Source organism: Virgibacillus salinus, from assembly GCF_900102415.1.
GTDB lineage: Bacteria > Bacillota > Bacilli > Bacillales > Amphibacillaceae > Lentibacillus > Lentibacillus subterraneus.
Map to the genome: position 1 here is coordinate 906918 of NZ_FNKD01000002.1, position 24502 is coordinate 931419.

Genomic DNA, 24502 nt, shown 5'->3' on the forward strand with positions numbered 1-24502 from the left:
TTTTTTTACATATTTTTACCCTACTATCTTAAATAATTTTGTTAACTTATCAGGCGGCAATGGTTTGCTAAAATAAAAACCTTGCATCTCATCACACTTCTCACCTTCGAGGAAGTTAAGCTGATCAATTGTTTCTACACCTTCTGCAATAACCTTCATATCCAGGGAATGTGACATATGGATAATTGATTTTACAATTGCCTGATTTTGTTTTTGATTTTCGTTCATAAACATTTTATCAATTTTTAATTTGGTGATTGGAAATAAACTTAAATATTTTAGTGATGAATACCCCGTACCAAAATCGTCAATTGAAACTAGTACACCAAGGGTACGCAATTGTTGAATTGTTTCCAGTATATACTCTTCATTTGTCATTGCCATACTTTCGGTTATTTCAAGTTCCAAATAAGAAGGGTCGAGACCAGTGTCGTCTAGGATATTCTTTATCTTTTCTACTAATCCCTTTTGATGAAATTGCTTGGCCGATAAATTAACGCTTACGATTACAGGGGAGTATCCATTATCTTGCCATAACTTGTTCTGTTTACACGCTTCTTTTAAGACCCAATCTCCAATATCAATAATAAGTCCGGTTTTTTCTGCAAGTGAAATAAAATCATCTGGTGGAATATATGCTTTAACAGGATGATTCCAGCGTAGTAATGCTTCCATACCAATAATTTTTCCAGTGTTAAGGTTCTTTTGTGGTTGATAATGCAATTCGAAATGCCCTTCTTTTAGCGCTTCCCTTAATTCACTTTCCATAGTCAGCATTGCTTTGAAATTCTCTGAAATTGAGGATTCAAAAACATTATAATTATTATGGTGTTGTTCCTTAATGACATACATCGCTGAATCAGCATGTTTAATTAAATCATTCGGTGTTTGTCCATTCTCGGGATATATACTAATTCCGATACTAATGGATAGGAACATTTCATAATCATCAATTTTAATTGGCTTTTCAAACTCAGATATCAAACTCTTCGCTAAATCAATTGCAGACTCTTTATTTGTAGTACGTCTTTGCAGAATAAGGAATTCATCACCAGCCATTCTAGCGATAAATGTATCCGTGTGTAAAAATGCTTTAAACCGATTACTACACGCCTTAAGTAATTGATCACCAAAAGAGTAACCTAATGTATCATTAATTTCCTTGAAGTAATTTACATCAATAAAATATACTGCCAGCATTTCGTCATTTAAGTGGGCTTCTTTAATAGCTTCACCTAATACTTTATAGAAAAAATTTCTATTTGGTAAATCAGTAAGCTCGTCGTAATATGCCATGAATTCTATTCTTTTTTCATTTTCTACTTTATCTGTGATATCTTTAATGATTGCTACACGAATAATGTTACCCAGATTATTATACGGATGCTCCATGAACTCCATGTGAAACCATGTGCCATCTTTTCTGACACCTGTTAATTCATAGGGTTTATCAGGGGCGTTATGGATAATTTCAGCTAATTTATAGGTGCTGTTAGCATCCATTAATTGTGATATTTTCATGTTTTTGATTTCACTTTCTGAGTATCCAAACATATCTGCAAATTTTTGATCACAATCAATTATAACCTCATTATCATACATTACCATCCCCTCGGCACTAGCATGAATTAAATGATTAATATATTTCTTAACTTCATCAGTTTTATCATGGATTGGTAAACCACTCATTATAAGACAATATACATTATCTTCAACACGTATGGATTTTATTTCAATAAGCTTACCATTATTATTCTTTTGTTCCATTAAAAGATGACTTTCTTCATTTTCTGTTAGTAGGCTAAAATCCAAGTAATCGAAAATAGATGTATACTCCTCCATCTTTAATAAGGATTGAGCAGCGTTATTACCTTTTATAATTTCTCCGTTTTTTCGGACCAAAAGAATGGCCTCTTTTAAACTATCAAAAACTCGATTATGTATTGGTAACACATCTTCTTTTGACATAGAAATCCACTCCCAGCAGCCTCTGCATCTTTATCCAATTATCATTTTTTCCTTTGGATAATGAAACTTTCCGCTCTTTTTACTATTTTTGAACATGAATAAAAAGGTAATAATTCCTACTCTTCCAATAAACATTAAAATCATCATTATTACTTTACTAAACGTAGACAGTTCACTTGTAATTCCAAGCGATAAGCCAACTGTACCGAAGGCAGATGTAATTTCAAATAAAATTTCTGATAATCGGAATGGCTCAACAATTGACACTACTAAAACAGATATAAATACAAAAATTCCAGCCATAAGTGTTACTGTTACTGCTTTAAGCAAATCATCCTCATAAACCTCTCGGTTGAAAATCCGAATGCTCCCTCCGCCTCTAGCATACGTAATCATAAATATGATCACTAGTGCGAAGGTCGTTGTGCGAATTCCCCCACCAGCACTACTTGGAGAGGCACCAATGAACATAAGAAATGACATAAAAAAGTGGTTGGATTCAGTTAATTGACTAACATCCATTGTCGAAAGTCCACCACTGCGAGTTGTGATTGATTGAAATAAGGAATAAAATAAAATTTCATGCCAAGATTTATCCGAGAAAAAGCCCCCGATATCCAAAAGCATAATAAAAACAGTTCCAACAACAATTAGCACCAAAAAGGTTAGGGTTGTCACTTTTGTAAATAATGTAAATCTTAAGTGTTTTCGTTTTTCTGAACCGGCAAACATATATTCTTTTAGCTCAATTAAAACAGGGTAACCAATTGCCCCAAAAATAATCAATAGCATATTAATAAATTGAACAAAGTAATCATCTTTAAAAGGAATTAAGGATTGACCTGTTATATCAAACCCACCATTTGTCGTTGCACTTATTGCTCCAAAAAAGCCCTGCATATATGCTTCTGATGCTGTTGGAAAGTATTGTAAGAAATGAGTTCCCAGTATTATAAAACCAATGAATTCAATCGTAAGAATTACAAGTACAATCTGCTTTATTAAACGTACGAGACCTCCAAATGTTGTTTGATTCTGGTCTGTCATTATTAATCGTCTTTCTCGAAGTCCAATTTTTTTACCAATTAGTAACCAAATAAATGTTCCAACTGCCATTACTCCAACGCCACCAAGCTGAAGAATTAAAGCGAGGAGAAAAAAGCCTGTTGTACTAAAGGTATCTGCAATCGTTATAGTGCTTAGACCTGTTACACTGATGGCACTTACTGCTGTAAATAGTACATCTATAAATGGTATATTCACTTCATCCTGATGTGCGACTGGCAACGCTAACATAGCAGTAGATACGATAACAGCAATTAAATAAAATAATAGTATTAGCTGTACTGGTGATAGCTTATTTATCCATCGAAAAATTAAATTATTGTAAAACATAGCGTTGCTCCTTAATAGCCTACATTAGTTATATCGGTTAATAAATAAGAATATTAATAACATTATAGCAGTAGACTGTATTATTTGCCTTCATTTTTGACATTTTCCGTCTAAATAAATCTAATTTTGTAAAATTGTTATAATGATTAAGAAGTAAGAAAATTTTGGGTTGAACCTAGTTAGACTGTATAACAAAGGGAAAAGGCTAGATTTGACAACCCAGCCTTTTAGATATCCTCCTTAAATTTTATCAATAACTCCTCACCACTGTAACCCTCATCAATTAATGATTTCAATTTATCTTCAACGATACTTTTTCGTTGATCCACAATTGTCCCTCTTAATAGGACATTCATGTGTGCTCCAATTTCATTAATACCGATAAGACTTGTAATAAATGTTGCAGGCTCATTACTCTCTTTTGAAATTTTCACCTGAATTAATACTTCTTCCTGCTTTTCTTTCAATTTTTGAAAAAAAGTATAATATTTATGCAGAAGATATGCCTCGATTACCCAGCGGTTCTGTTCATCCTCTCGGTTAATAACCAAACCATCCAATAAAGGAAAAGACTGCTGGACCATATTTGTTTCCTGGCTATCAAGGATTTCCAGTGATGCAAGTTTAAATGTTTTCATATATCCGCTTCCTCTCTTCATCCACCAATATAAGACATTTCAATTTTTTTACGATTATTATTTTTTTGTTCTGACCGTTCTTCAGAATAACGATCCCTGCGATTCCCCCATAAACTTGTCACTTCTTCTTCAAGCTGTTCGTCAGTCAATTCATCACGCATTTTTTCACGAATATCAAAACCACTTGATGCAAACAGACACGTATATAGCTTACCATCTGCTGACAAACGAATCCGGGTACATGTGCCGCAAAAAGAATCGGAAACAGAAGAAATAACTCCTATCTCTCCCCCGCCATCCTTATAGCGGTATCTTGAGGCTACCTCCCCATAATAATTCTCTTCTGCAGGCTCCAGTGGCATTTCCTTATCAATCATATCAATAATTTGTTTTTTAGTAATAACATTATTAAAATCCCATCCATTATGATTACCAACATCCATAAATTCAATATAACGTAAAATGATATTTGTTCCCTTAAAATATCGTGCCATCGGAAGAACCTGACTTTCATTCATTCCTTTTTTGGCCACCATATTAATCTTTACCTCCAGACCAGCTTCCTGGGCTGCTTCAATTCCTTTTAACACTGGACGGGCTACGACACCTTTTCCATTAATTTGTTTGAAAACCTCGTCTTCGATAGCGTCAAGGCTAATATTCACACGCTTTAGTCCAGCAGCTTTTAATTTTTTAGCTGTTTTTGGTAAAAAAACAGCATTTGTTGTTAGCGCGATATCTTTTATTCCAGGAATTACTGTTAACTGTGCAATCAATTCATCCAGGTTTCTGCGCATAAGTGGTTCGCCACCTGTTATGCGAATTTTTTCTACACCTAATTTCGCAAATGTTTTAGCTAATCGAACAATTTCATCAAAGCTAAGTAGCTCATTCTCTGATAAAAAAACATGATCCTTACCAAATATTTCTTTTGGCATACAATATGTACAACGAAAATTACATTTATCGATTACAGATATACGAAGGTCTTTCAATGCCCTACCAAAGTGATCCTTTATTGGTGATACTTCATTTCGCACTGTAACAACTCCTTTTTAATAACTAAAATTCCAGTTGACCCTCACTGCTATTTAATAGCAGCACTTCTACTTCATCACCTGATTTAAAACCACGTGTACCACCGGGCAACATCATTAACCCTGTAGTGTGGGCTAATGATGTAACAACATTTGACTTATCCACACCTGCTAATCTGGCAGATATTTTACCATTTTCATAAGTTATATAATTTCTAACAAATCGTGTAAATGGATTTGGCTTTGGAAAATCATCTGCTAATGTAGCATTTATCCTTTTTAAATATGGTGTCTTGCTAAATAAGCTATGATGTATTATAGGACGGACGAATAACTCAAACCCTACATAACATGCAGAAGGATTTCCAGATAAACCAAATAATAATTTGTTTCCGTTAGACGCAACAGTCGTAACACTTCCAGGCCGCATTGCTACTTTATTGAAAAGTATACTTGCTCCAAGTTTCTCGTAAATGGCCGGCATTAAATCAAAATCGCCAACTGAGACGCCTCCAGTAGTAATTAATATATCTACTTCTTCCAGAGCCTGCTTGATTGTCTGATAACTGGGTTCAAATTCATCTGCAAGCTTTCCGAAATATTTATATTCAGCTCCTGCTCTAAGTATCTGTGATTCAATCATATATGCATTGGAATTACGAATTTTACCTGGTTGTAATGGTTCATTAACATCCAGTAATTCGGTACCAGTTGCAATCACCCCTACTACAGGTTTCTTAGCAACTTTTACTTCACTATATCCAAAGGTGGCCAATAATGCTTTAACACCAGGGTTTATTAGTGTTCCCCGCTTAATAAGTTTTTCGCCTTCAGATACCTCTGATCCTTCTTCAATTATATTTTGACCAGCCTTCATTGTTCGTTTAATTGACATGCAGGCCATATTATTTTTCTCATATGTCTTACAAACTTCAAACATAGCAACACAATCTGCGCCTTCCGGAATTTTTGCGCCTGTCATAATTCTTGTTGCCTGACCTTGCTCCAGTCGAATTGTTGGTACTTGGCCAGCACCAATATGTTCCACAACATCGAATTCTACAGGATTATTTAAACCGGCATGTAAGGTATCTTCAGAGCTGAAGGCAAAACCATCATATGGCGATTTATTAAACGGTGGTACCGCATGACTAGCCACGATATTTTCTCCAAGGCTTCTATTATCACAATCATTAATAGAAATATATTCCGTACACCCTTGATGACGGTGATTCCAGACATGTTCAATTGCTTCCTGCACGGGGATTGGTTTTCGTATTTCTACCATTCTAGATCAAACCTTCCATTACTAATCAATTACTAATCATTACCATCAGTGTAACAAATTTGGCCCAAAATTGATATTTCACCACATACAATTAAAAAATAGGCTGTTTAATAAAATATTGTTGCTTTATCAAAGTAATGAAATCATAACGTAGTTGATATAAATTGCGACACAGTGAAAATTTTCTTTTGCACCACTCCGGTACCAATGCAACATCTACTCAAGCTAGCACTTTCGCAGTCTGACTAGCCACGGGCTCACTCATCAGGGCTATGAGAGCACAAACGCTGTTCAAATAGCGTGAAAATTGTCTTCATCGGGGTTATGAGAACCCGAACTCTATTCAAATAGCGTGAAACGTGTCTTCATCAGGGTTATGAGAACCCGAACTCTGTTTAAATAGTGAGAAACGGTCACTCATATCGAAGTTATGAGCCCCGGTTGAGTATTTTTCATGTTAATTCGCAGTTTATATCAATTGCGAAGATAAAAAGCAACAGAACTTTCGAAAAGTGCCAAAGAATAAGAAATGTTTTAATGTTCTTCCTACTGGGTATTTAATTACCAACACCCCAGAAATAATCATAGTGATTACTAAATTGTGATTTAAAAGGAGTGCTTAGTGTGGATGAACATAAAGATGTGGAAGTAGAACGTGTAGAAAAAAAATCCGACTCAAGTAAAGTCGGAGTTGCTGTAATCAAATATGTAACATATTTGATCATATTCTTTGGGATTTTATGGTTCCTAATTAATTATGTATTTCAATTATTCTAAAACAGACATGACCACTAAAAACATCACTTACGAGTGGTGTTTTTTTATATAAAAAAAGAATCCAGATTTCCTTTATAAAAAGTCAGATTTTCTAATAAAGTTTTTGCCCTAGAAAAAGGTTTTCTTTAATGTATAATTAGATGTATGCAGATGTTGGGGGGTGTTTATAATGTATAAGTGGTTATTATGTATAGGTGCACTTATACTGTTGGTAGCTTGTAGTGAAGAGCCAGTAATTATACAAAAAGACACGAAACTAGTTGATCCTAACCAAGGTCCTGAATTTATAGAAGAACAAACTGAAGATGAAGAAGTTGAACAGTTTATCGAGTTCACCCTTCCTGATGAAGAGGTTAAGATCAACTTGGAAATGGTTCCTATTTTGAATGCTTATTTACAAGGTATTCCAAATCACCAACAAGCACTAGAAAAAATGAATATGTTTCGTGTAAGTGCTGTTGATAAAAATCTCTACTTACTTGAATTCTCCTGTCAGGATGAATTATGCTCATACTTATTACTTGATCAAACAAAGGACAATCAAGCATATTTGATCGCTGATTTAGCAAAGTACATTCAGGCAAAGGCTTCACCAGACAACACAAAAATATTACTACGTTTTCATAGGAAACTCACATCTCCTGCTCCATACTCCAACATTGCTGTTATTGACTTAGAAGAATGGAGGTTACTTCCACTCGTAAACGAAATGAACGACAAAGATGTTCTGAACTACAAATGGCCAATCTTAACTGCCGATTGGGTGGATAATGACACAATCATAGTATCCCATCCAGATATAACTGAGGTATCACCTGAAAATATTAATCAGTGGCAGGAAAGTAAAAAAACAACGGTAAGTGTTGAACTAACACTAAACACAATTGATTAAAGGAGTTTCAATAATGAATGATACAGTAAATATAATAAGTAATCATCGATCAATACGAAAATTTCAAAGTGAACAGTTAACGACTGAACAAATACATACAATTATCGGTGCCGCTCAGCAAGCATCCACATCAAGTTATGTTATGGCATACACTGTTATCGGTATTACAGATGAAACTGTAAAGGCAAGATTAAAGGAAGTATCTGGGCAGGATTACGTAAAAGAAAATGGACATTTCTTCGTTTTTTGTGCTGATTTAAATCGTATCTATCAGCAAGCTACCCCAGAAGAACAAAAGGCTATGCAGGAGAGCATAGAAAGTACTGAGCAGTTCCTTGTTTCAACAGTAGACACAGCATTAGTTGCTCAGAACACTGTAATCGCCGCAGAATCAATGGGTTTAGGAACATGCTTTATAGGTAGTCTCCGAAATAATATTAATCGAGTTAATGATATCTTGGAGCTTCCAGACTACGTTGTACCTTTGTTTGGGATGGCTGTGGGCTATCCTGATGAAAATCCTGATAAAAAACCGCGTCTTCCTATAGATGCCGTATATCACGAGAATAAATATAATACAGACTATCAATTTCAACGGGAATTAATAGATAACTTTAATGAAGAACTCAAAACATATTACCAGACAAGATCAAATAATACACGTACAGACACATGGTCAGAGCAGATGGTTCGTAAATACAAAATAGCAAATCGAATGGATGTTACCCCATTTATTAAAAGTAAAAACTTAAATAAGCGATAAAATATTAGAAAACTTGGCATTCGTTAAAGTGATTCTTATGAAAGCATACTTTGCTTTCTCAGAATTCATCATACTTTGGATTAATTGCCTTAATTTAGATAAGCTTTAGTTACACTTATGCAGTAAGATAGAATTTATAATTTCTTACGTAAAAAAACAGCATCCGTTTTTATTCGGCATGCTGTTTTTTAATTAAACATTAAATTTTCTTGATAATTTATTTTTATTTCTTCACCATCCACGTTAAATCTTGATTCACAAAACAATGTATATTCACCTCTGCCCGGTGCTTCAAACGTTTTAGAACCTTGAGGATGATAACTACTTCCTGAAGTTAGCACTCTTGTAACATTGCTTCCAGTATAATCATGATTTTTATGTTTTAGCGAGACAGATATAAGTGGAGTTTGATGTGTTATCTCTACCTGTTCCTCCCCTATGTACTGGATTGACCGAAAAACTTGAAATCCCTCAGACATTTTTTCCACACGGATATGTAAAATAAATTCATCTTGTTGTATTTCTTTACTTTGGTTAACTGTCAGTTCTGCCCCAGCCTGCTCGTAAAACCAATAAAATGAGATCAAGAGAAATACCGACAAAATCGATAGTACAAATACCCCTTTTTTCATTTTTCACTCCCCTAACTTATATATAAGACGTATTAACCTACCAAAAAGTTTCCATTTATTTAATTTTATATTAATTAAGTATAAATAGTAGGTAAAATATAGAAAGTATAAATAACCGCATTTTATAAGATTATATATAGTGAAGCGAAACGCAAATAAAGGAGGATATATATGACAGTCTCAAGCCAAGTTAAGCAAACACTAGCAGGTCTTAAAAGTGCACAGGCTAGTTTTGAACAGTTCGCATTAGAAACAGAAAATAAACAAGCGAAACAGCTTTATGAGAATGCTGCCCAGCAAACAGAGTCAATCTTACAGAGCGTTGAACCAAGAGTATCACAAATTGAGCAGGAAGAACCACAATATAAAGGACTATAAATACATTACTACATGAGGTTGGTTCCCTATCGCCAACCTCTATCAACGGGAGGATTATATTATGAATAGTTATCAAATCTTGTTTACACTTGGTATAATATTTTTCCTATTTGGCTGCAACCCAAATACAGATAGTGATCCCTCCCAGAACGGTCAGATTGATGGAGTTAATTTTACCAACATTTCTACTGAAGCATCAATTGATCAATCCGTTTCAAATAGTGCTAAGCAAAGCCTTAGTCAGCACAAGGAGATAACTAATATCTATGCGGTAAACACTGAGGGGGATCTGGTTATTGCAATTGAGGTACATCATAATGAACGCTTTAAATTAGCGAAAATCCGGAAAAACTTGCATAAAAAAATGGAAAAAGTTTTTCGTGATCATAAAGTTCAACTATCAACTGATCAAAAAATAGTAATTGAAACAAAACGGCTTGAAAAACAAATACAAAATAGAGACATTTCAAAGAAGAAGCTTGAAAAGGAAGTTAAACATTTAATCAAACTTATGAATGAACAAACATAAGGAAAAGAGTGAGCAGTTTATGGCAGATAAGAAAAAGAAAAATCTACCACCTAGTGCACAAAAGTACCAAGCATTTCAACAGGATAGAGAAGTTAAGAGGCCCATTTTTAAAAACTGTATTAAAGCCTTTTTTGTAGGTGGATTCATTTGTTTTATCGGCCAGATAATTTCAACAATCTATATTTATTTCTTTGACTTTACAGAGCAAACTGTTGGGAATCCAACTGTTGCTACTTTGATATTTATTACAATGCTTTTAACAGGCTTTGGAATATATGACCGAATCGGACAATTTGCTGGTGCCGGTTCTGCTGTTCCAGTTACAGGCTTTGGCAATGCAGTTATATCTGCTGCTATCGAACACCGTACCGAAGGATTTGTGTTAGGAGTCGGTGGAAATATGTTTAAATTGGCAGGATCAGTCATTCTGTTTGGCGTTTTTTCTGCTTTTGTTATTGCATTAATTAAAACAATTCTCATTCAGTGGGGTGGATTATAATGCTGACTGGACATCGCACTTGGATTTTTGAAAATAAACCTGTCATTATTTCAACCGGCACAGTAGGTGGACCTTTTGAAGCAGAAGGGAATATCCCCAAAGACTTTGACCTTTTACATGATGATATGTGGCTTAAGCAATCAACCTTTGAAAAAGCTCAACGAACAATGATGGAAGAAGCAACTCAAATTGCTGTAAAAAACAGTTTGATTGAAAAGGAACAGGTGAATTTTTTTATTAGTGGTGATTTAATTAATCAAATAACACCAACAAGTTTTACAGCCAAAACATTGGATGTGCCATATTTCGGCTTATTCAGTGCCTGCGCAACCTCTATGGAAAGCCTTGCACTGTCAGCATTTCTTGTAAACAGTAATGGGGCTGACTATGTTTTAAGTGGCTCTTCCAGCCATAATGCAGCCACTGAAAAACAATTCAGATACCCAACTGAATATGGCGGTCAAAAACCACCTACTGCACAGTGGACAGTAACGGGCGCAGGATGTGCGCTCGTAGCTAAAGAAGGAGATGGACCCAGAATTACTTCCGCAACAATTGGTAAAGTTGTTGATATGGGTATGACTGATCCTTTTAACATGGGCGGCGCAATGGCTCCAGCTGCTGTTGACACGATTGAGCAACATCTAAAGGAACGTGATATTGCCCCGTCATATTATGACTTAATTATTACGGGAGACCTTGGTTATGTTGGTCGTGAAATAACGATAGACCTTTTGCAGAAAAGAAATGTTGCTGTTACAGAAGAAAATTTTAAGGATTGCGGATTAACTATTTACCGTGATGGTCAGCCTGTTCTAGCTGGTGCAAGTGGAGCTGCTTGTTCAGCTGTTGTAGTGTATGGACACTTTTTAAATCTAATGAAACAGCAAAAGCTTAATCGAATTCTTGTAGTTGCAACCGGTGCCCTGCATTCACCTCTTAGCGTGCAGCAAAGTGATTCAATTCCATGTATTGCACATGCAGTCTCTATCGAATCAGGAAGTGATATACAATGATTTTTTTCTGGGCATTTGTTGTCGGAGGACTTATTTGTGTCATCGGCCAAATTATGTTTGATGTATTTAAATTTAATCCAGGACTTACCCTCAGTATCCTTGTAGTTTCCGGGGCAATTTTGGACGGTTTCGGCCTATACGAACCGTTAATTGACTTTGCAGGTGCAGGTGCAACAGTCCCGATTACAAGCTTCGGTAACTCACTTGTCCATGGGGCAATGGCAGAGGCTGAAAAACATGGTCTGATTGGGGTTGTAACAGGAATGTTTGAAGTCACGAGTTCTGGTATTTCAGCTGCTATTATATTTGGAATGATTGGTGCTATTATTTTTAAACCGAAAGGATAGAATAAAATATGACTGTAGGATCACAAGTTAAAGGCTGCTTTTCATCTATTAAAAGCGTTGAAGCAACACTTCTCTCATTAGAAAATAAAACACAAAATCCAGAAGCACGAGAATGTTTCCATGAAGTTCAAAGTATCATTTCTGATATAAAGACTGATTTGGAGAAACAAGTAATATATTTATCTCAGCAAGAACCACAATATAAGAATTAAAGGAGTGATACAATGCCAGGCTGGGTTGAAATCCTAATTCGATCACTAAGTTTATTGATTGCACTGTTTTTTATTACCAAAATGCTTGGTAAAAAACAAATGTCTCAGCTTGATATCTTTCAATACATAACTGGAATTGTTATTGGGAGTATTGTCGCAACACATGTGACAGATTTGACAACTCAATTTGAGTATGCACTTATTGCACTTTCAGTATGGTTCTTTATCCCATTCGGGTTAGAATATATAGCATTGAAGAGTAAAAGAGTACGCGACTTTACTCAAGGGAAAGGCACCGTATTTATTCAAAATGGTAGAATATTGGAAGAAAATTTAAAAAAAGAACGTTATACGACCGATGATTTGCTTGAAGAATTGCGTAACAACAACATGTATAAGGCAGCGGATGTCGAATTTGCTGTTTTAGAACCAACAGGAAAGGTCAATGTATTACCTAAAAAAGAAAATCAGCCAGTGACAGTTAAGGATATTGGCTTAAAACCAGCTCCAGAAAAAGAACCCCAAACAGTTGTCATGGACGGACATGCATTACTTGAGCCTTTATCAAATGCTTCACTAAACACAAATTGGCTTGAAACCGAGTTGGACAAAATGGATGTCAGTATTGAAAATGTGTTTTTAGGTCAAGTAGATAGCGACGGACAATTAACAGTAGATTTATATGATGACAAAATTACTGTACCTAGTCCGAGTGAAAAACCACTGCTTCTAGCTGCAATGAAAAAAAGCCAAGCAGACCTTGAATTATTTGCATTGGCTTCCGAGAATCAGGAAACGAAGAATATGTATGAAAAAAATAGCCAGAAAATGCAGGAAGCAATTGACAAAGTATCTCCATACCTCCAATATTAGAAAACCTGGCTTAGCGCCAAGCCTTAATATAGATAAGCCTTAGTTGCACTTATGCATTAAGAAAATAGTTATACTTTTGACTCTAGCTCTATTACAAATTTAATTTCATAACAGATGGTTGCTGCGCATTGCAGAGCCACGGAGGTTTAACGAAATAGATTTTTTCTATACCTTTTACTTTTTAACGGACACAGGAGACGCTATTACTATAAAAAAGTCACCTTTTCGAATTTATCCGGACACAGAAGCTCTTATTTCACTTATATCATGGCTGATAGAGTGGATTTGTAACAAATAAGGTCCTTGGTGTCTGCAAACATCAACATTTTCCTGTATTTCAGCCAAATAAGGTCCCTGGTGTCCGCAAAACCTCTCAACATTATTTGTATGAAAATTCAATTACAATAGATGGTGGCTGCGCACTCGACAGCCATGCTGCTTTCTTAACTGCAAAAAGACTCTCTTGCTATAAAAGAGAGCCTTTACTATCTATTCACTTACTACAAGTGCAACATTCCCAAACTGCTTACCTTGTTCAAGGTAGTTCATCGCTTCGTTTGCTTTGTCCAGCGAAAATGTACTGTCAACAACTGGATGTGTTTTAAATCTTTCAATGTGCTTCAGCATTGCACGAAGCTCTTGCCTGCTTCCCATAGTTGAACCGAATAATTGATATTGTCCATAGAAAAACTTCCGTAAATTCAAATCAATTGTGTCCTCTGTTGTAGCACCAAATGCTACAATACGTCCACCCTTCTTCAGTACCTCCAATGAGCGATTAAATGTAGCTCGTCCCACACTTTCAATTACTAAATCAATGGTTTCATTTTCAAGCTCCGCTGTCCAGTCACTGTTTGTATCCAAAACAATATCAGCACCTAATTCTTTGGCTCGTTGACGTTTATCTGCACTGCGCGAAGTTACAATCACTTTTGCACCAACGTTTTTGGCGAACTGAATAAGATATGTCGCAACTCCACTTCCAGCACCAGGAATAAACAATGTATCCCCTTCTTTAAGCCCACCTTTTGTGAACAATGCACGATAACCGGTTAAAGCAGGTAAGGCTAGTACTCCTGCCTCTTCCCATGTGAGATGCTCTGGCTTTGCTTCCACCTGTTCAGCAGGAAGCACAATTTTTTCCGTAAATGTTCCATTATCAGGCATTCCAAGGATGTCAAATCCCTTTGGAGGCGCATCACTATTTTCATACCATTGAAGTGATGGATTAATAATTACTTCATCTCCAATTGAAAAATCTGTGACGCCTTCCCCCACTGATTCAATTATGCCAGCACCGTCAGACCCGAGAATCAGTGCAGCCGCTTCATCTCCTCTACGCTTTGGAATCGAGATATCACGTCGATTTAATCCTGCGGTTCGTATTGACACTGTAACTTGTCCGTGATCTGCAAATGGATCTGCCATATCTTTAATCTTCGTTTCTCCAAATTCATGTACAAATGCTTTCATATTCAATCACTCCTTCACAAAATATTTACTGAAATCATTAAGTTGTTGCTTGTCCATTATATCGCGAGAAAATAATGGCACATAAATCAATTGCTGCTTCGTAAAAGTTTCTTTTATAGTATCCATATATTGCTGTTCATGCCCTTTACGTTGAAGTAGAAAATTACCATCCACATCATCTGGTAAGACTTTATTTACAATTAATGTTTTCACATGAAGATGGTATTTATCAAGCAATTCAATCGCTTTTTGTGTTTCCAAAATAGGCAAACGCTCAGGATTCATCACAAAGACAAACCCAGTAACTTTTCCATCCAATAAAACTTCTCTTGCCTTTGAAAACCTTTCCTGGCGAGTTTTAAGTACATCATAAATCGGGTCTTCAATCGGTTCTCCATCATTTAATAATTGTGTATAGTTTTCATTTGTCTTTTGTCGTTTCTGTAACATTCCTTCAATCCATACTCCCATTAGCTCTGGCAATGAAAGCAGGCGGATCGTGTGCCCTGTTGGAGCTGTATCAAAGATAAGTTTATCATAATGCTCGCTTTCTTCTAAAATAATAGAAATTAGTTTATCAAACAACGCAGCTTCATCTGCTCCTGGGGAAGCCTTTGCAGTATCCAACTGTCGGTAAACCTCTTCCATCATACCAGAATGAACTACACCTTTAATGTTTTCCTTTACCCCTTTAATATAATTATTAGTCTCTATTTCCGGGTCAATCTCAAGGGCCGAAAGATTCTTTGAAACATTTGTTGTCTTTCCTCCAATTGATTGATTAAAAATATCTCCTAAATTATGCGCAGGGTCTGTGGATACAAGCAATGTATTATGGCCTTCCTCTGCTGACTTCCAAGCAATTGCTGCAGCTGAAGTTGACTTACCCACACCGCCTTTTCCGCCAACAAAAATAATTTTTTTCTCTAGAACTTGCATATTTAGGCTCCTTTTCAATGAGTATCTAACAATATTAATTAATACCTATACAGTTTTATATAAAGCGTAGCCACGTCCAGCTGTAGCGTCTAGTGGACTCGAATGTTCGCTTACTCAATGTTCCCTTTATCTCATGGTAAAAGAGAGATTATCGAAAGACCAACGCTTTGTGCGGCAACGTAGATCCATCCGCATTGCTGAGCGCAGTCCATACGTCGCTAATAAGTAAGACGCTTACGCTTTTCTAATTAACAACAGCGGATTCCTGTCATTGGTGACTTTTCCATTCCCATTCTTAAATGCCAATCATGGAAACGCTCAATCATATATGGATATAGTTCAAGTGTATAGTAATAAACAGGATTTGGAATACCAATCATCTCAGAATATAATAGAAGCAAAAACAAGTCATCCTGGTCTCTTAATTCCCTTGCAATTTCTTGACGATGCGGCATATTTAATACTTCTTCATAATATTCGATGAGCATCTTAATTTTATCTAACACGTTTCTCACCTCTTCTTCTATAATCAGAAAAGGGATCACTTTTAAAAAATGATCCCCCTCTAATTTAATTTCCTACTTAATCATCTTATCATCAGTATCGATATCCTGATCCATTTTACCCGTTAATGCTGTAAATGCGGTCAATATAATCCATACCGCAAACACAAATATGATTGCTCCGAAGACAAAGAGTAATGTGCTGGAGCTTGATCCAAACCATGACCATTGAAATACAACCTGTTGGAACATTGCCCACAATGTCATAAACATCAAGAATACCATTGGAATGAAGGTGATCATATAGTTTCTGCCTTGTCGTTTAAGCCAAATGGAAATCAGCAATAAACTAATCCCTGCGAGTAACTGGTTAGATGTCCCAAATAACGGCCAAAGCAAATATCCACCTGACCCAAAACCTTTTGGACCTTCTGGCAGTAGTACTAACGCCGCACTTGAGACAACAGCAATTGAAGTTGCAACATGTGTTTTTGTAAGTGCCGGCATTTTATATTCAACACCTAGTTCAGCTATAATATAGCGCATTAGGCGAACCGATGTGTCTAGTGTTGTTGCAGCGAAACTCACTACGATTACAGATACAATTGTAGCAGCAACATCTGGAGGTATCATTAATCCTGTAGCTAGCTGACCAGCACCTTGAACAAACACATTAAGTCCTGCGCCGCCCGCTGCTGCAAAGCTGCTATACGTTGCTAGGAATTCATCGGTACTAGAGAAGAATGTAACAACAGCAATGATTGCTATCAATGCTAGTGCCCCTTCACCAACAGCACCTAAATACCCTACAAATCGTGCTTCAGACTCGTTATTTAATTGTTTACTAGAAGTACCGCTCGATACTAAACCATGGAATCCTGATATGGCTCCACATGCAATCGTGATAAATAATAGCGGGAACCATGATACATCTGTATTCGTATGAGTTAGTGGCGCTGTGATTTCTGGATTGCTTAATAATAGTCCCAAATACAAAATCGCAAGACCAACAATTAGCTGATGTGAATTAATGAAGTCACGTGGCTGCAGTAACTTCCAAACAGGTAATGTAGAAGCGACGTATACATATATCATCAATATAATAATCCAAATAAAAAATGCAGATGAAACAGCCCCAAGTCCAAATAGTCCTGTAGCACCTTCACCGCCCATATACTGGACTAAATCTATTTGCATAAAATCGACCCTACTTGCAATAACTGCAGTTATATACATAACTGCCAAAGCCAGCAATGATGGCACAAGCATTTTTTGCTTACGTTTATATACCGCAACACCTATCCATATTGCTAAAGGAATTTGAATAAACACCGGAATAACACTAGCCGGGAATGAAATAAACAGATTTGCAATTACCCATGCAAATACTGCATTAACCATTAATACCAGAATAAGAATAATGAATAAAAACAGGACCTTCGCTCGTTGTCCGATAAGTTTATTTGCAAGCGTTCCAATCGATTGACCCTTATTTCGAACAGATAATACAAGTGTTCCAAAGTCGTGCACACCTGCAGCAAACACTGTCCCAAGAATTACCCATAGGAATGCTGGGAGCCAACCCCAATAAACTGCTATAGCCGGCCCAACAATTGGTGCTGCCCCTGCAACTGACGTGAAATGATGTCCCCACAAAACAAATTTATTCGTAGGTACAAAATCCACACCATCTTTATAACGATGTGCAGGTGTAACATAGTTAGGATCTAATCTGAAAATCTTTTCTGCGACAAACTTAGAATAATAGCGATAACCTAATGCGAAAACAAGCATCCCGATTATCGCAACCAAAATACTACTCACCTTCTCAACCTCCCCCAAGTTATTTGGTATGTCTCCTAAAAATTGTGAGACATACCTACTAAAATCTATGTGAAAACAATAATAAATAGTACAACTCCATCTTACTGAACAAATATTAATTAATGCAAATCTTTTGAATTAAAAAGTTTTTTTAATTTTCATTTGGTGCTAATTGAACATATTTTGAGGCTCAAGTTTTTTGCTCTCTACCCATCCCGCGTAAAAAATGAAGCAGCATGGTAATACTTCGATTGATTTCTGGATCCTTCAGCGCCTTTAATAGATCCACATATGACGTCTTAACGGAATCTTCAGATGTACTTGCTACTTCCATACCACTATTAAGTCTATCTGCAAAATATTGAATTTCATCTACTTTGAGCTCACCAATAAATAGAAACAATTTACTCAAGTTCTCAAGTGTTCCCGAATATTGCGGTTTGTTTAATTCCCCCATCACGTTTTCTAAAGCATCCTCTTTATGTTTTACTAAGGCATTTACAGTATCCAACGTGTCACTTTTGTTAAGTGTCGCTAACAATTCAATTCCTTTTAAAATTGCCTCTTTGTTTTCGCTGACCGCCCGAGCAACATCGTCAAGATTCCGTTCTTTTATAGTTTCTTCTGGAATTTCCATTCGCTTAATATTTGTTATCGGATTAGACATCATGTTTCACCTGACTTCCCGGAAAAATATAGTCATCACGATCCCATTTTTGCTCTACCTTCACACTAACTTGAGGTTGTGGATTGCCTCGTCGATAGTTATTCGGTGGCAATGGACTTTTGCCCTTTTTCTTTATAACATCCATTCTCACAGCAATCTCCTTATAGGAGGGGGTGTTCGTGTCTTTATCCACATTATTGTCAGTTAAATAATTGACGGCTGATTTTCCATTATCATTCAATGGAAGATACAATTCTTTACCACGTACACGATCTGTAATGTGAGCAATTCCAGTAGCTTCCCCGGCTTCCGATGTTAGTTTAATTTCAGCACCCTCTTTAATCCCACGTTCTTCAGCTAATTCAGGTGAAACTTCAATAAACGCATTTGGCATTTTATTTGTAATTCCTTTTGATTTATATGTCATATTGCCCTCATGAAAATGTTCAAGCACTCTTCCATTATTCACATGCAAATCATATTCTTCATTTGTATCATATTTTAATTCATATTCGAGTGGATACAATCTGGCTTTATAATCATCAAACGGAAACCCATCAACGTACAGCAGCGGTGTATCTGTCCCATCCGCGTCAACAGGCCATTGAAGGCTATTATAGTCTATTAACCTATCATAATTTACTCCTGCAAATAATGGTGTAAGTGATGCTGCCTCATCCATAATGTCCGATGGATCAGAGTAATCCCAGTCATACCCGAACTTATTTGCAATATCCATAATAATTTGCCAATCCGGACGTGAGTCTCCCACAGGATCTAGCGCTTTGTACAAGCGTTGAATACGTCTTTCGGTATTCGTAAATGTTCCTTCTTTTTCAAGACTCGGAACAGCAGGTAATATAACATCAGCATACTCCGCTGTCTTCGTTAAAAATAAATCCTGAATAACGAAGAAATCGAGTTTTTCAAATGCAGCAGTAACATAATTGATATTCGCATCAACTATCCCCGTATCTTCACCTAACACATATAAAGCGTTCAAACTCCCTTCATGGATCGCCTTAATCATTTCATGGTTATCCTTTCCAGGTTCACTTGGAATTTCTGCACCCCAGGCATCTTCATAGCGCCCACGAACATCATCGTCTGTAACCTGTTCATATCCAGGGAAGAAGTTAGGCATACTACCAAAATCACTGCAGCCTTGGACATTGTTATGACCCCGTAATGGATATGCCCCTGTACCGTTTCGCATATAGTTTCCAGTAATTAATAATAGATTTGAGATTGCTGTACTCGTATCACTGCCCAGTTGATGCTGAGTTACACCCATTGCCCAGCAAATTGCAAGCTTATCAACACTGACAACCTGTTCCGCGATTTCGATTAAATCCTTTTTGGAAATACCTGTTAATTCCTCTGCAAAATCAAGTGTGAACTTAGCCAGTGATTGTTTATAACTTTCAAAATTATTCACCCATTTATCAATAAACGGACGATTTTCCCAGCCTTGATCTATAATATATTTTGTTACTGCAGACAGCCAAACTAAGTCAGTTCCACTTTTAGGCTGGAAAAACCTATCAGCACGCTGTCCCATTTCATGTTTTCGTAAATCAAATACATACAGCTTCTGACCAAATAACTTTTGCGAACGCTTAATGCGCGAACCAAGCACAGGATGTGATTCTGTCGTATTAGAACCTATTGTTATAACCATTTCTGCCTCACCAATATCATCAATTGAGCCAGAATCCCCTCCATGTCCTACCGTCCGAAAAAGTCCTTTTGTAGCCGGTGCCTGACAATAGCGTGAGCAATTATCGATATTGTTTGTCCCAATTACCTGTCGCGCCAATTTTTGCATCACATAGGATTCTTCATTTGTAGCTTTGGAGGACGAAATAAATCCAAGTGCATCAGCACCATTACCATCTTTAATTTCTGAAAAACGTTTTACAACATAATCTATCGCTACATCCCATTCAACTTCCACAAAAGATTCACCGTCACGAATTAACGGCTTGGTTAACCGTTCCTCAGAGTTCACATAATCCCAGCCAAATTTCCCTTTAATACATGTAGAAATACCATTTGCAGGAGAATCTTGCTGTGGTTCTACTTTCAATATTTTACGGTCCTTTGTCCATACATCAAATGTGCACCCGACACCACAATATGTACAAACCGTTTTTGTCTTTTCAATTCGCTCTTCTCGCATCGATGCTTCTGTATCAGATACCGCAAATAATGGACCATAACCTGGTTCTGCCTTTTTCGTCAAATCAATCATGGACCGTAATAATCCTGGACTGTGATCAGTCATATACCCTGCTTCACCAACCATCGATGTTTCCATTAAGGCATTACATGGGCATACTGTGACGCATTGTCCACATCCTACACAAGATGATTCGTCAATTGGTACGTCGTTATCCCATACTACGCGAGGTTTTTCTCTCTTCCAGTCAATCAGGAGCGTCTCATTTACCTGGATATCCTGGCATACTTCTACACAACGCCCGCACAATATACACTGGTCCGGATCATAACGGTAGAACGGACTTGAGTTATCAATCTCATATGGCTTTGGTTCAAAGGGTCTTGATTGGTGCTCCAGCCCAAAATCTGCAACAGTATTATGAATCTCACATGAGCCGTTGTTATAATCACAGACAGTGCAATACAACTCATGCTTTTCTAGTATTCTATCGAGAGCTTCTTTTTGAGCTGCATTTACATGCTCAAAGGTTGTATCCACTATCATGCCAGGTGTTACTGATGTTCCACATGCACGAACAATTTGACCATCAGCTTCTACCATACACGTATCACATGTTTGCACAGGCCCTAGTGACTCGTTGTAACAAATTTGTGGCACAAATTCGTCTGTCGTGTTAATCAAATCCAATAGATTTTGGTTATTTTCTGCTAAGTATTCTTTACCATTTATCGTAACAACGATATGGTCTTGATTTTGCACATTATCTCCTCCCTAAAAAATGTATATTTTGGTTCGTGTCACCATAAACTCTGTTCTCATGAGTATATACATTCAGGTTACTATCACGGGCGAATCCGACAGCGGTTATTTGCAAATCATCAGCCAGTCTTAAAGCGAGATCTGTTGGTGCCGATTTAGCCACCAATAATCCAGCGCCAATCTTGGAAACTTTCAATACAACCTCAGACGAAATTCTACCGCTAAACAAAACACATTTATTTTTCAAGGTAATACGATTTTGTAGTATATATCCATACAGCTTATCAAGCGCATTATGACGACCAATATCAATATAAGAACCTATAACCTTATCACCGGATGCCAATGCCGCTTGGTGAACACCTCCTGTTCTATTAAATATTTCTGCCATGGAGTCAAATTCCATCATTAATTGATTGATTTGCTTAGTTGAAATATTTGCTTGTGACATTATTGTTTTAGCAGTATTTACGTCCTGTTTTAAATAGAATTCCCGGCTCTTTCCACAGCAAGAACCAATCCACCTCTCGGACCGTTTGGGAAATGATACAGGAATTGATAAATCTGCATATGCAAAGCCTTTTGCTTCATCAATCGATAGATTTTCCACTTGATCAACTGAACGAATAAGTCCTTCAGAAGCCAGATACCCAAGAGTCAGTTCATACACATCATTTGGTGTGCAAACTATTGTGGCATACTGATCTCCATTAACAGTAATTGTTATTGCGGTTTCTCTGGCTATCTCTTCCTCTTCTGTTGCTTTCAAATGGTGGTGGTACTTTGTTGTCTTCCATAACGACAGGCTTTTTTCACTCACTTTTTAAACCCCTCCTTAAAGCGCTTACATTATTATCTTTAATACATGATTACCCAATTAAAAAAATACAATTTAAAACGTTATCTTTATTTACTGAATATTATAACACATTAATAGTTTAGAAAACCTGGCAATCGTTAAAGGGAGACTTATGAAATTTTTCTTAATAATCTTATACTTTGGTGCAGCACAATCCCTAATGGCAAATGCCTTAGTTACACTTATGCAATAAGAAAGTATTTATACTTTCTAAACTTCAAAAAAAGAGGGTGGGACAAAAGTATTTTAGTCAAAGTAAAATCCGAACCATAATTCAAAATTCTTGAATTATGGTTCGGATTTATTTTTGTTGCTGATTAAAGTTAAATTGTGATGCAATTTGAAAAGTAATTTTTCTGCGACGATGCCGCTTAAGGAAATACATTCTGCGCACCTCTTAGGGCAACGCTTCAGCTTGAGCAGATGTCGCCTTTGTTCCCAGAGCGATGAAAGCAAGTATCTTTCAAATGCGTGGTTAGAGAGCCAAACTAAATACTATAATCGATAATCCTAGTATCTGTCGCATTTTTTATCAAGTAGGTATTAGATCCAACCAATGAAAATGAACGTTCTAAAAATTCTATCCTGTTATTATTCGTCTTTAAAATGGAAAGTTTAATTATGTCCCTGTCTCGTTCATTTAATAAAGTTTTCCTTGCTTATATAAAATGGTCGATATTTTCATTACGGCGTGAATGTAACAGTTCTGCCGCAACGGAAATGGATCACCAAAAAATTGGGGAAAAATCGTATCAAATGTTTCCTTCATTTTATCAAATAAACGCTTAAAAACTTCTTCTTCAGTGAAAAATTGTGTTTCCCGACCTTGCAGCCATTCAAAATAAGAAACAATAACACCGCCAGCATTTGCTAAAATATCTGGGACAATAATGACACCTTTTTCACTTAAATATTTATCTGCTCCACTCGTAACCGGTGCGTTCGCCCCTTCCACTATAATATTAGCCTTAACCTGTTTCATGTTTTCCTGGTACACTTGGTTTTCAAGTGCAACTAAAAATAACACATCAACATTTAAGCTCAGCACGTCATCTCGGTCCTTAATGGTAGCTTTTACCTCCGCTTCTTTTAACTGCTCTTCATCAACTGGAAGGTCCCCACCACTACTGGATGTAAATTTGACAAGACCAGGAATATCTAATCCATCGGAATTATATAGCGTTACATTCCGGTCACTAACCGCCACGATTTTATTGTTCAGATGATTACACTGGAATGCTTCAAGTGCGGCTACAGATCCCACATTACCAAATCCCTGGAATGCCAGTGACAACGTTTTATCCATATGGTCCAATGCAGTTCCAGCAAAAATGTTCTTACGTTCAGAGAGCCACTTTTTCTGATCTTTAACAAAGTTATGAAGCATATAGCGGAATGTAAAATAAACACCTTTACCCGTCGCTTCTCTTCGTCCTAATGATCCACCATTTATGACACTTTTACCGGTGAAGCTGCCACGATATGAACTCCCAGGTCGAATACTCTTATATTCTCCCATCATCCAGTCCATTTCACGATCACCTGTACCAACATCCGGTGCTGGAATATCTTTGTCAGGTCCAAGAATTTCGCTGAAATACTGCACATACTTTTTGCAAATCATATATAATTCTTTATCACTATAATCTCTGGGGTTAATCACTACTCCGCCTTTTCCACCACCAAACGGTACTTCGTGGAGCGCATTCTTCAATGTCATGAGTGATGCAAGGTTAGCCACCTCATCTTCATTCACTGATTCATGAAAACGAATTCCTCCCTTATAAGGTCCGAGAATATTATTATGCTGAACTCGGAATGAAGGAACACGTGTTACCTTGCCATTTTCAAGTGCAATTCGTAAAAAAGATTTATTGACATGATTAGGAGTAGATAAGATAGATACCAGTGACGTAAATGCCTTCTCACGTGTTTTGCCCGTCAGTTCTGGTAAAAATGATTTATCATCCAACAGAGCTTCTAGCGATTCTTGAACAATTTTTGAAGTACTGCTTGCCATATTGAAAACCTCCATCAATAGTAAAATTA

24 protein-coding genes are annotated in these 24502 nt (G+C 36.7%); 10 read left to right on the forward strand and 14 right to left on the reverse strand.

Going from position 1 to position 24502, the window contains the following annotated elements:
- Positions 1–15 precede the first annotated feature (15 nt).
- The 5 genes from BLS02_RS11380 to BLS02_RS11400 all read right to left on the reverse strand — a co-directional run bounded on the left by BLS02_RS11380 (position 16) and on the right by BLS02_RS11400 (position 6326).
- On the reverse strand, positions 16–1968 hold the full coding sequence (locus BLS02_RS11380; RefSeq protein WP_092493132.1) for a sensor domain-containing protein: 1953 nt from the start codon (positions 1966–1968) through the stop codon (positions 16–18).
- A 30-nt stretch (positions 1969–1998) separates the two neighbouring features.
- Positions 1999–3363, reverse strand: a complete 1365-nt coding sequence (locus BLS02_RS11385; RefSeq protein WP_092493134.1) for a TrkH family potassium uptake protein — start codon at positions 3361–3363, stop codon at positions 1999–2001.
- Between the two features lie 227 nt (positions 3364–3590).
- Complete coding sequence (locus BLS02_RS11390; protein ID WP_092493135.1) at positions 3591–4001, reverse strand: YwpF family protein; 411 nt, start codon at positions 3999–4001, stop codon at positions 3591–3593.
- A gap of 17 nt (positions 4002–4018) precedes the next feature.
- The gene (gene moaA / locus BLS02_RS11395) at positions 4019–5041 is read right to left on the reverse strand and encodes a GTP 3',8-cyclase MoaA (RefSeq protein WP_092493136.1); all 1023 of its coding nucleotides are present in this window, start codon (positions 5039–5041) and stop codon (positions 4019–4021) included.
- A gap of 22 nt (positions 5042–5063) precedes the next feature.
- Positions 5064–6326 (reverse strand): molybdopterin molybdotransferase MoeA, encoded by a 1263-nt coding sequence (locus BLS02_RS11400; RefSeq protein WP_092493137.1) that lies wholly within the window; start codon positions 6324–6326, stop codon positions 5064–5066.
- A 624-nt stretch (positions 6327–6950) separates the two neighbouring features.
- Here BLS02_RS11400 and BLS02_RS18965 point away from each other — a divergent pair.
- From BLS02_RS18965 to nfsA, 3 genes are all read left to right on the forward strand, one after another.
- Positions 6951–7103, forward strand: a complete 153-nt coding sequence (locus tag BLS02_RS18965; RefSeq protein ID WP_175476805.1) for a hypothetical protein — start codon at positions 6951–6953, stop codon at positions 7101–7103.
- 169 nt (positions 7104–7272) lie between these two features.
- Positions 7273–7995, forward strand: a complete 723-nt coding sequence (locus tag BLS02_RS11405; protein WP_092493139.1) for a hypothetical protein — start codon at positions 7273–7275, stop codon at positions 7993–7995.
- A 13-nt stretch (positions 7996–8008) separates the two neighbouring features.
- The gene (gene nfsA, locus BLS02_RS11410) at positions 8009–8758 is read left to right on the forward strand and encodes an oxygen-insensitive NADPH nitroreductase (RefSeq protein WP_092493141.1); all 750 of its coding nucleotides are present in this window, start codon (positions 8009–8011) and stop codon (positions 8756–8758) included.
- Between the two features lie 188 nt (positions 8759–8946).
- Here nfsA and BLS02_RS11415 read toward each other — a convergent pair whose 3' ends face one another.
- The gene (locus BLS02_RS11415) at positions 8947–9390 is read right to left on the reverse strand and encodes a hypothetical protein (protein ID WP_092493142.1); all 444 of its coding nucleotides are present in this window, start codon (positions 9388–9390) and stop codon (positions 8947–8949) included.
- Between the two features lie 171 nt (positions 9391–9561).
- On the opposite strand from BLS02_RS11415, the gene BLS02_RS11420 reads away from it, so the two are divergent.
- From BLS02_RS11420 to BLS02_RS11450, 7 genes are all read left to right on the forward strand, one after another.
- A complete protein-coding gene (locus tag BLS02_RS11420) occupies positions 9562–9768 on the forward strand; it encodes a DUF1657 domain-containing protein (RefSeq protein WP_092493144.1) in 207 nt (68 codons plus the stop codon).
- Positions 9769–9829: 61 nt separating this feature from the next.
- Positions 9830–10297, forward strand: coding sequence for a YhcN/YlaJ family sporulation lipoprotein (locus tag BLS02_RS11425; RefSeq protein ID WP_092493145.1), 468 nt, complete (start codon positions 9830–9832; stop codon positions 10295–10297).
- A gap of 19 nt (positions 10298–10316) precedes the next feature.
- Entirely contained in the window at positions 10317–10796 is a 480-nt protein-coding gene (spoVAC, locus tag BLS02_RS11430) for a stage V sporulation protein AC (protein ID WP_092493250.1), read from the forward strand.
- Positions 10796–11812, forward strand: a complete 1017-nt coding sequence (gene spoVAD / locus BLS02_RS11435; RefSeq protein WP_092493146.1) for a stage V sporulation protein AD — start codon at positions 10796–10798, stop codon at positions 11810–11812. The genes spoVAC and spoVAD overlap by 1 nt, the downstream gene beginning before the upstream one ends.
- The gene (spoVAE, locus tag BLS02_RS11440; protein WP_092493148.1) at positions 11809–12159 is read left to right on the forward strand and encodes a stage V sporulation protein AE; all 351 of its coding nucleotides are present in this window, start codon (positions 11809–11811) and stop codon (positions 12157–12159) included. The genes spoVAD and spoVAE overlap by 4 nt, the downstream gene beginning before the upstream one ends.
- An 8-nt stretch (positions 12160–12167) precedes the next feature.
- Complete coding sequence (locus tag BLS02_RS11445; RefSeq protein WP_092493149.1) at positions 12168–12371, forward strand: DUF1657 domain-containing protein; 204 nt, start codon at positions 12168–12170, stop codon at positions 12369–12371.
- A 12-nt stretch (positions 12372–12383) separates the two neighbouring features.
- Positions 12384–13244 (forward strand): DUF421 domain-containing protein, encoded by an 861-nt coding sequence (locus tag BLS02_RS11450; RefSeq protein ID WP_092493150.1) that lies wholly within the window; start codon positions 12384–12386, stop codon positions 13242–13244.
- A gap of 489 nt (positions 13245–13733) precedes the next feature.
- Here BLS02_RS11450 and BLS02_RS11455 read toward each other — a convergent pair whose 3' ends face one another.
- The 8 genes from BLS02_RS11455 to BLS02_RS11490 form a co-directional block, all read right to left on the reverse strand.
- Entirely contained in the window at positions 13734–14717 is a 984-nt protein-coding gene (locus tag BLS02_RS11455; protein ID WP_092493151.1) for a zinc-binding dehydrogenase, read from the reverse strand.
- A 6-nt stretch (positions 14718–14723) separates the two neighbouring features.
- Positions 14724–15656, reverse strand: a complete 933-nt coding sequence (locus tag BLS02_RS11460; protein WP_092493152.1) for an ArsA family ATPase — start codon at positions 15654–15656, stop codon at positions 14724–14726.
- 248 nt (positions 15657–15904) lie between these two features.
- Positions 15905–16144 (reverse strand): cory-CC-star protein, encoded by a 240-nt coding sequence (locus BLS02_RS11465; RefSeq protein WP_245251261.1) that lies wholly within the window; start codon positions 16142–16144, stop codon positions 15905–15907.
- Positions 16145–16234: 90 nt separating this feature from the next.
- Positions 16235–17983 carry a carbon starvation CstA family protein gene (locus BLS02_RS11470; RefSeq protein WP_092493153.1) on the reverse strand — a complete coding sequence of 583 codons (1749 nt, stop codon included), beginning with the start codon at positions 17981–17983 and terminating at the stop codon, positions 16235–16237.
- 190 nt (positions 17984–18173) lie between these two features.
- Entirely contained in the window at positions 18174–18653 is a 480-nt protein-coding gene (locus tag BLS02_RS11475) for a helical membrane plugin domain-containing protein (RefSeq protein ID WP_254788757.1), read from the reverse strand.
- The gene (fdhF, locus tag BLS02_RS11480) at positions 18643–21594 is read right to left on the reverse strand and encodes a formate dehydrogenase subunit alpha (RefSeq protein ID WP_092493155.1); all 2952 of its coding nucleotides are present in this window, start codon (positions 21592–21594) and stop codon (positions 18643–18645) included. Before fdhF ends, BLS02_RS11475 begins: the two co-directional genes overlap by 11 nt.
- Position 21595: 1 nt before the next feature.
- Positions 21596–22414, reverse strand: coding sequence for a formate dehydrogenase accessory sulfurtransferase FdhD (fdhD, locus tag BLS02_RS11485; RefSeq protein WP_092493156.1), 819 nt, complete (start codon positions 22412–22414; stop codon positions 21596–21598).
- Positions 22415–23093: 679 nt separating this feature from the next.
- Positions 23094–24473: a Glu/Leu/Phe/Val family dehydrogenase gene (locus BLS02_RS11490; protein WP_092493157.1), complete on the reverse strand. Its 1380-nt coding sequence runs from the start codon at positions 24471–24473 to the stop codon at positions 23094–23096.
- Between the last annotated feature and the right edge of the window lie 29 nt (positions 24474–24502).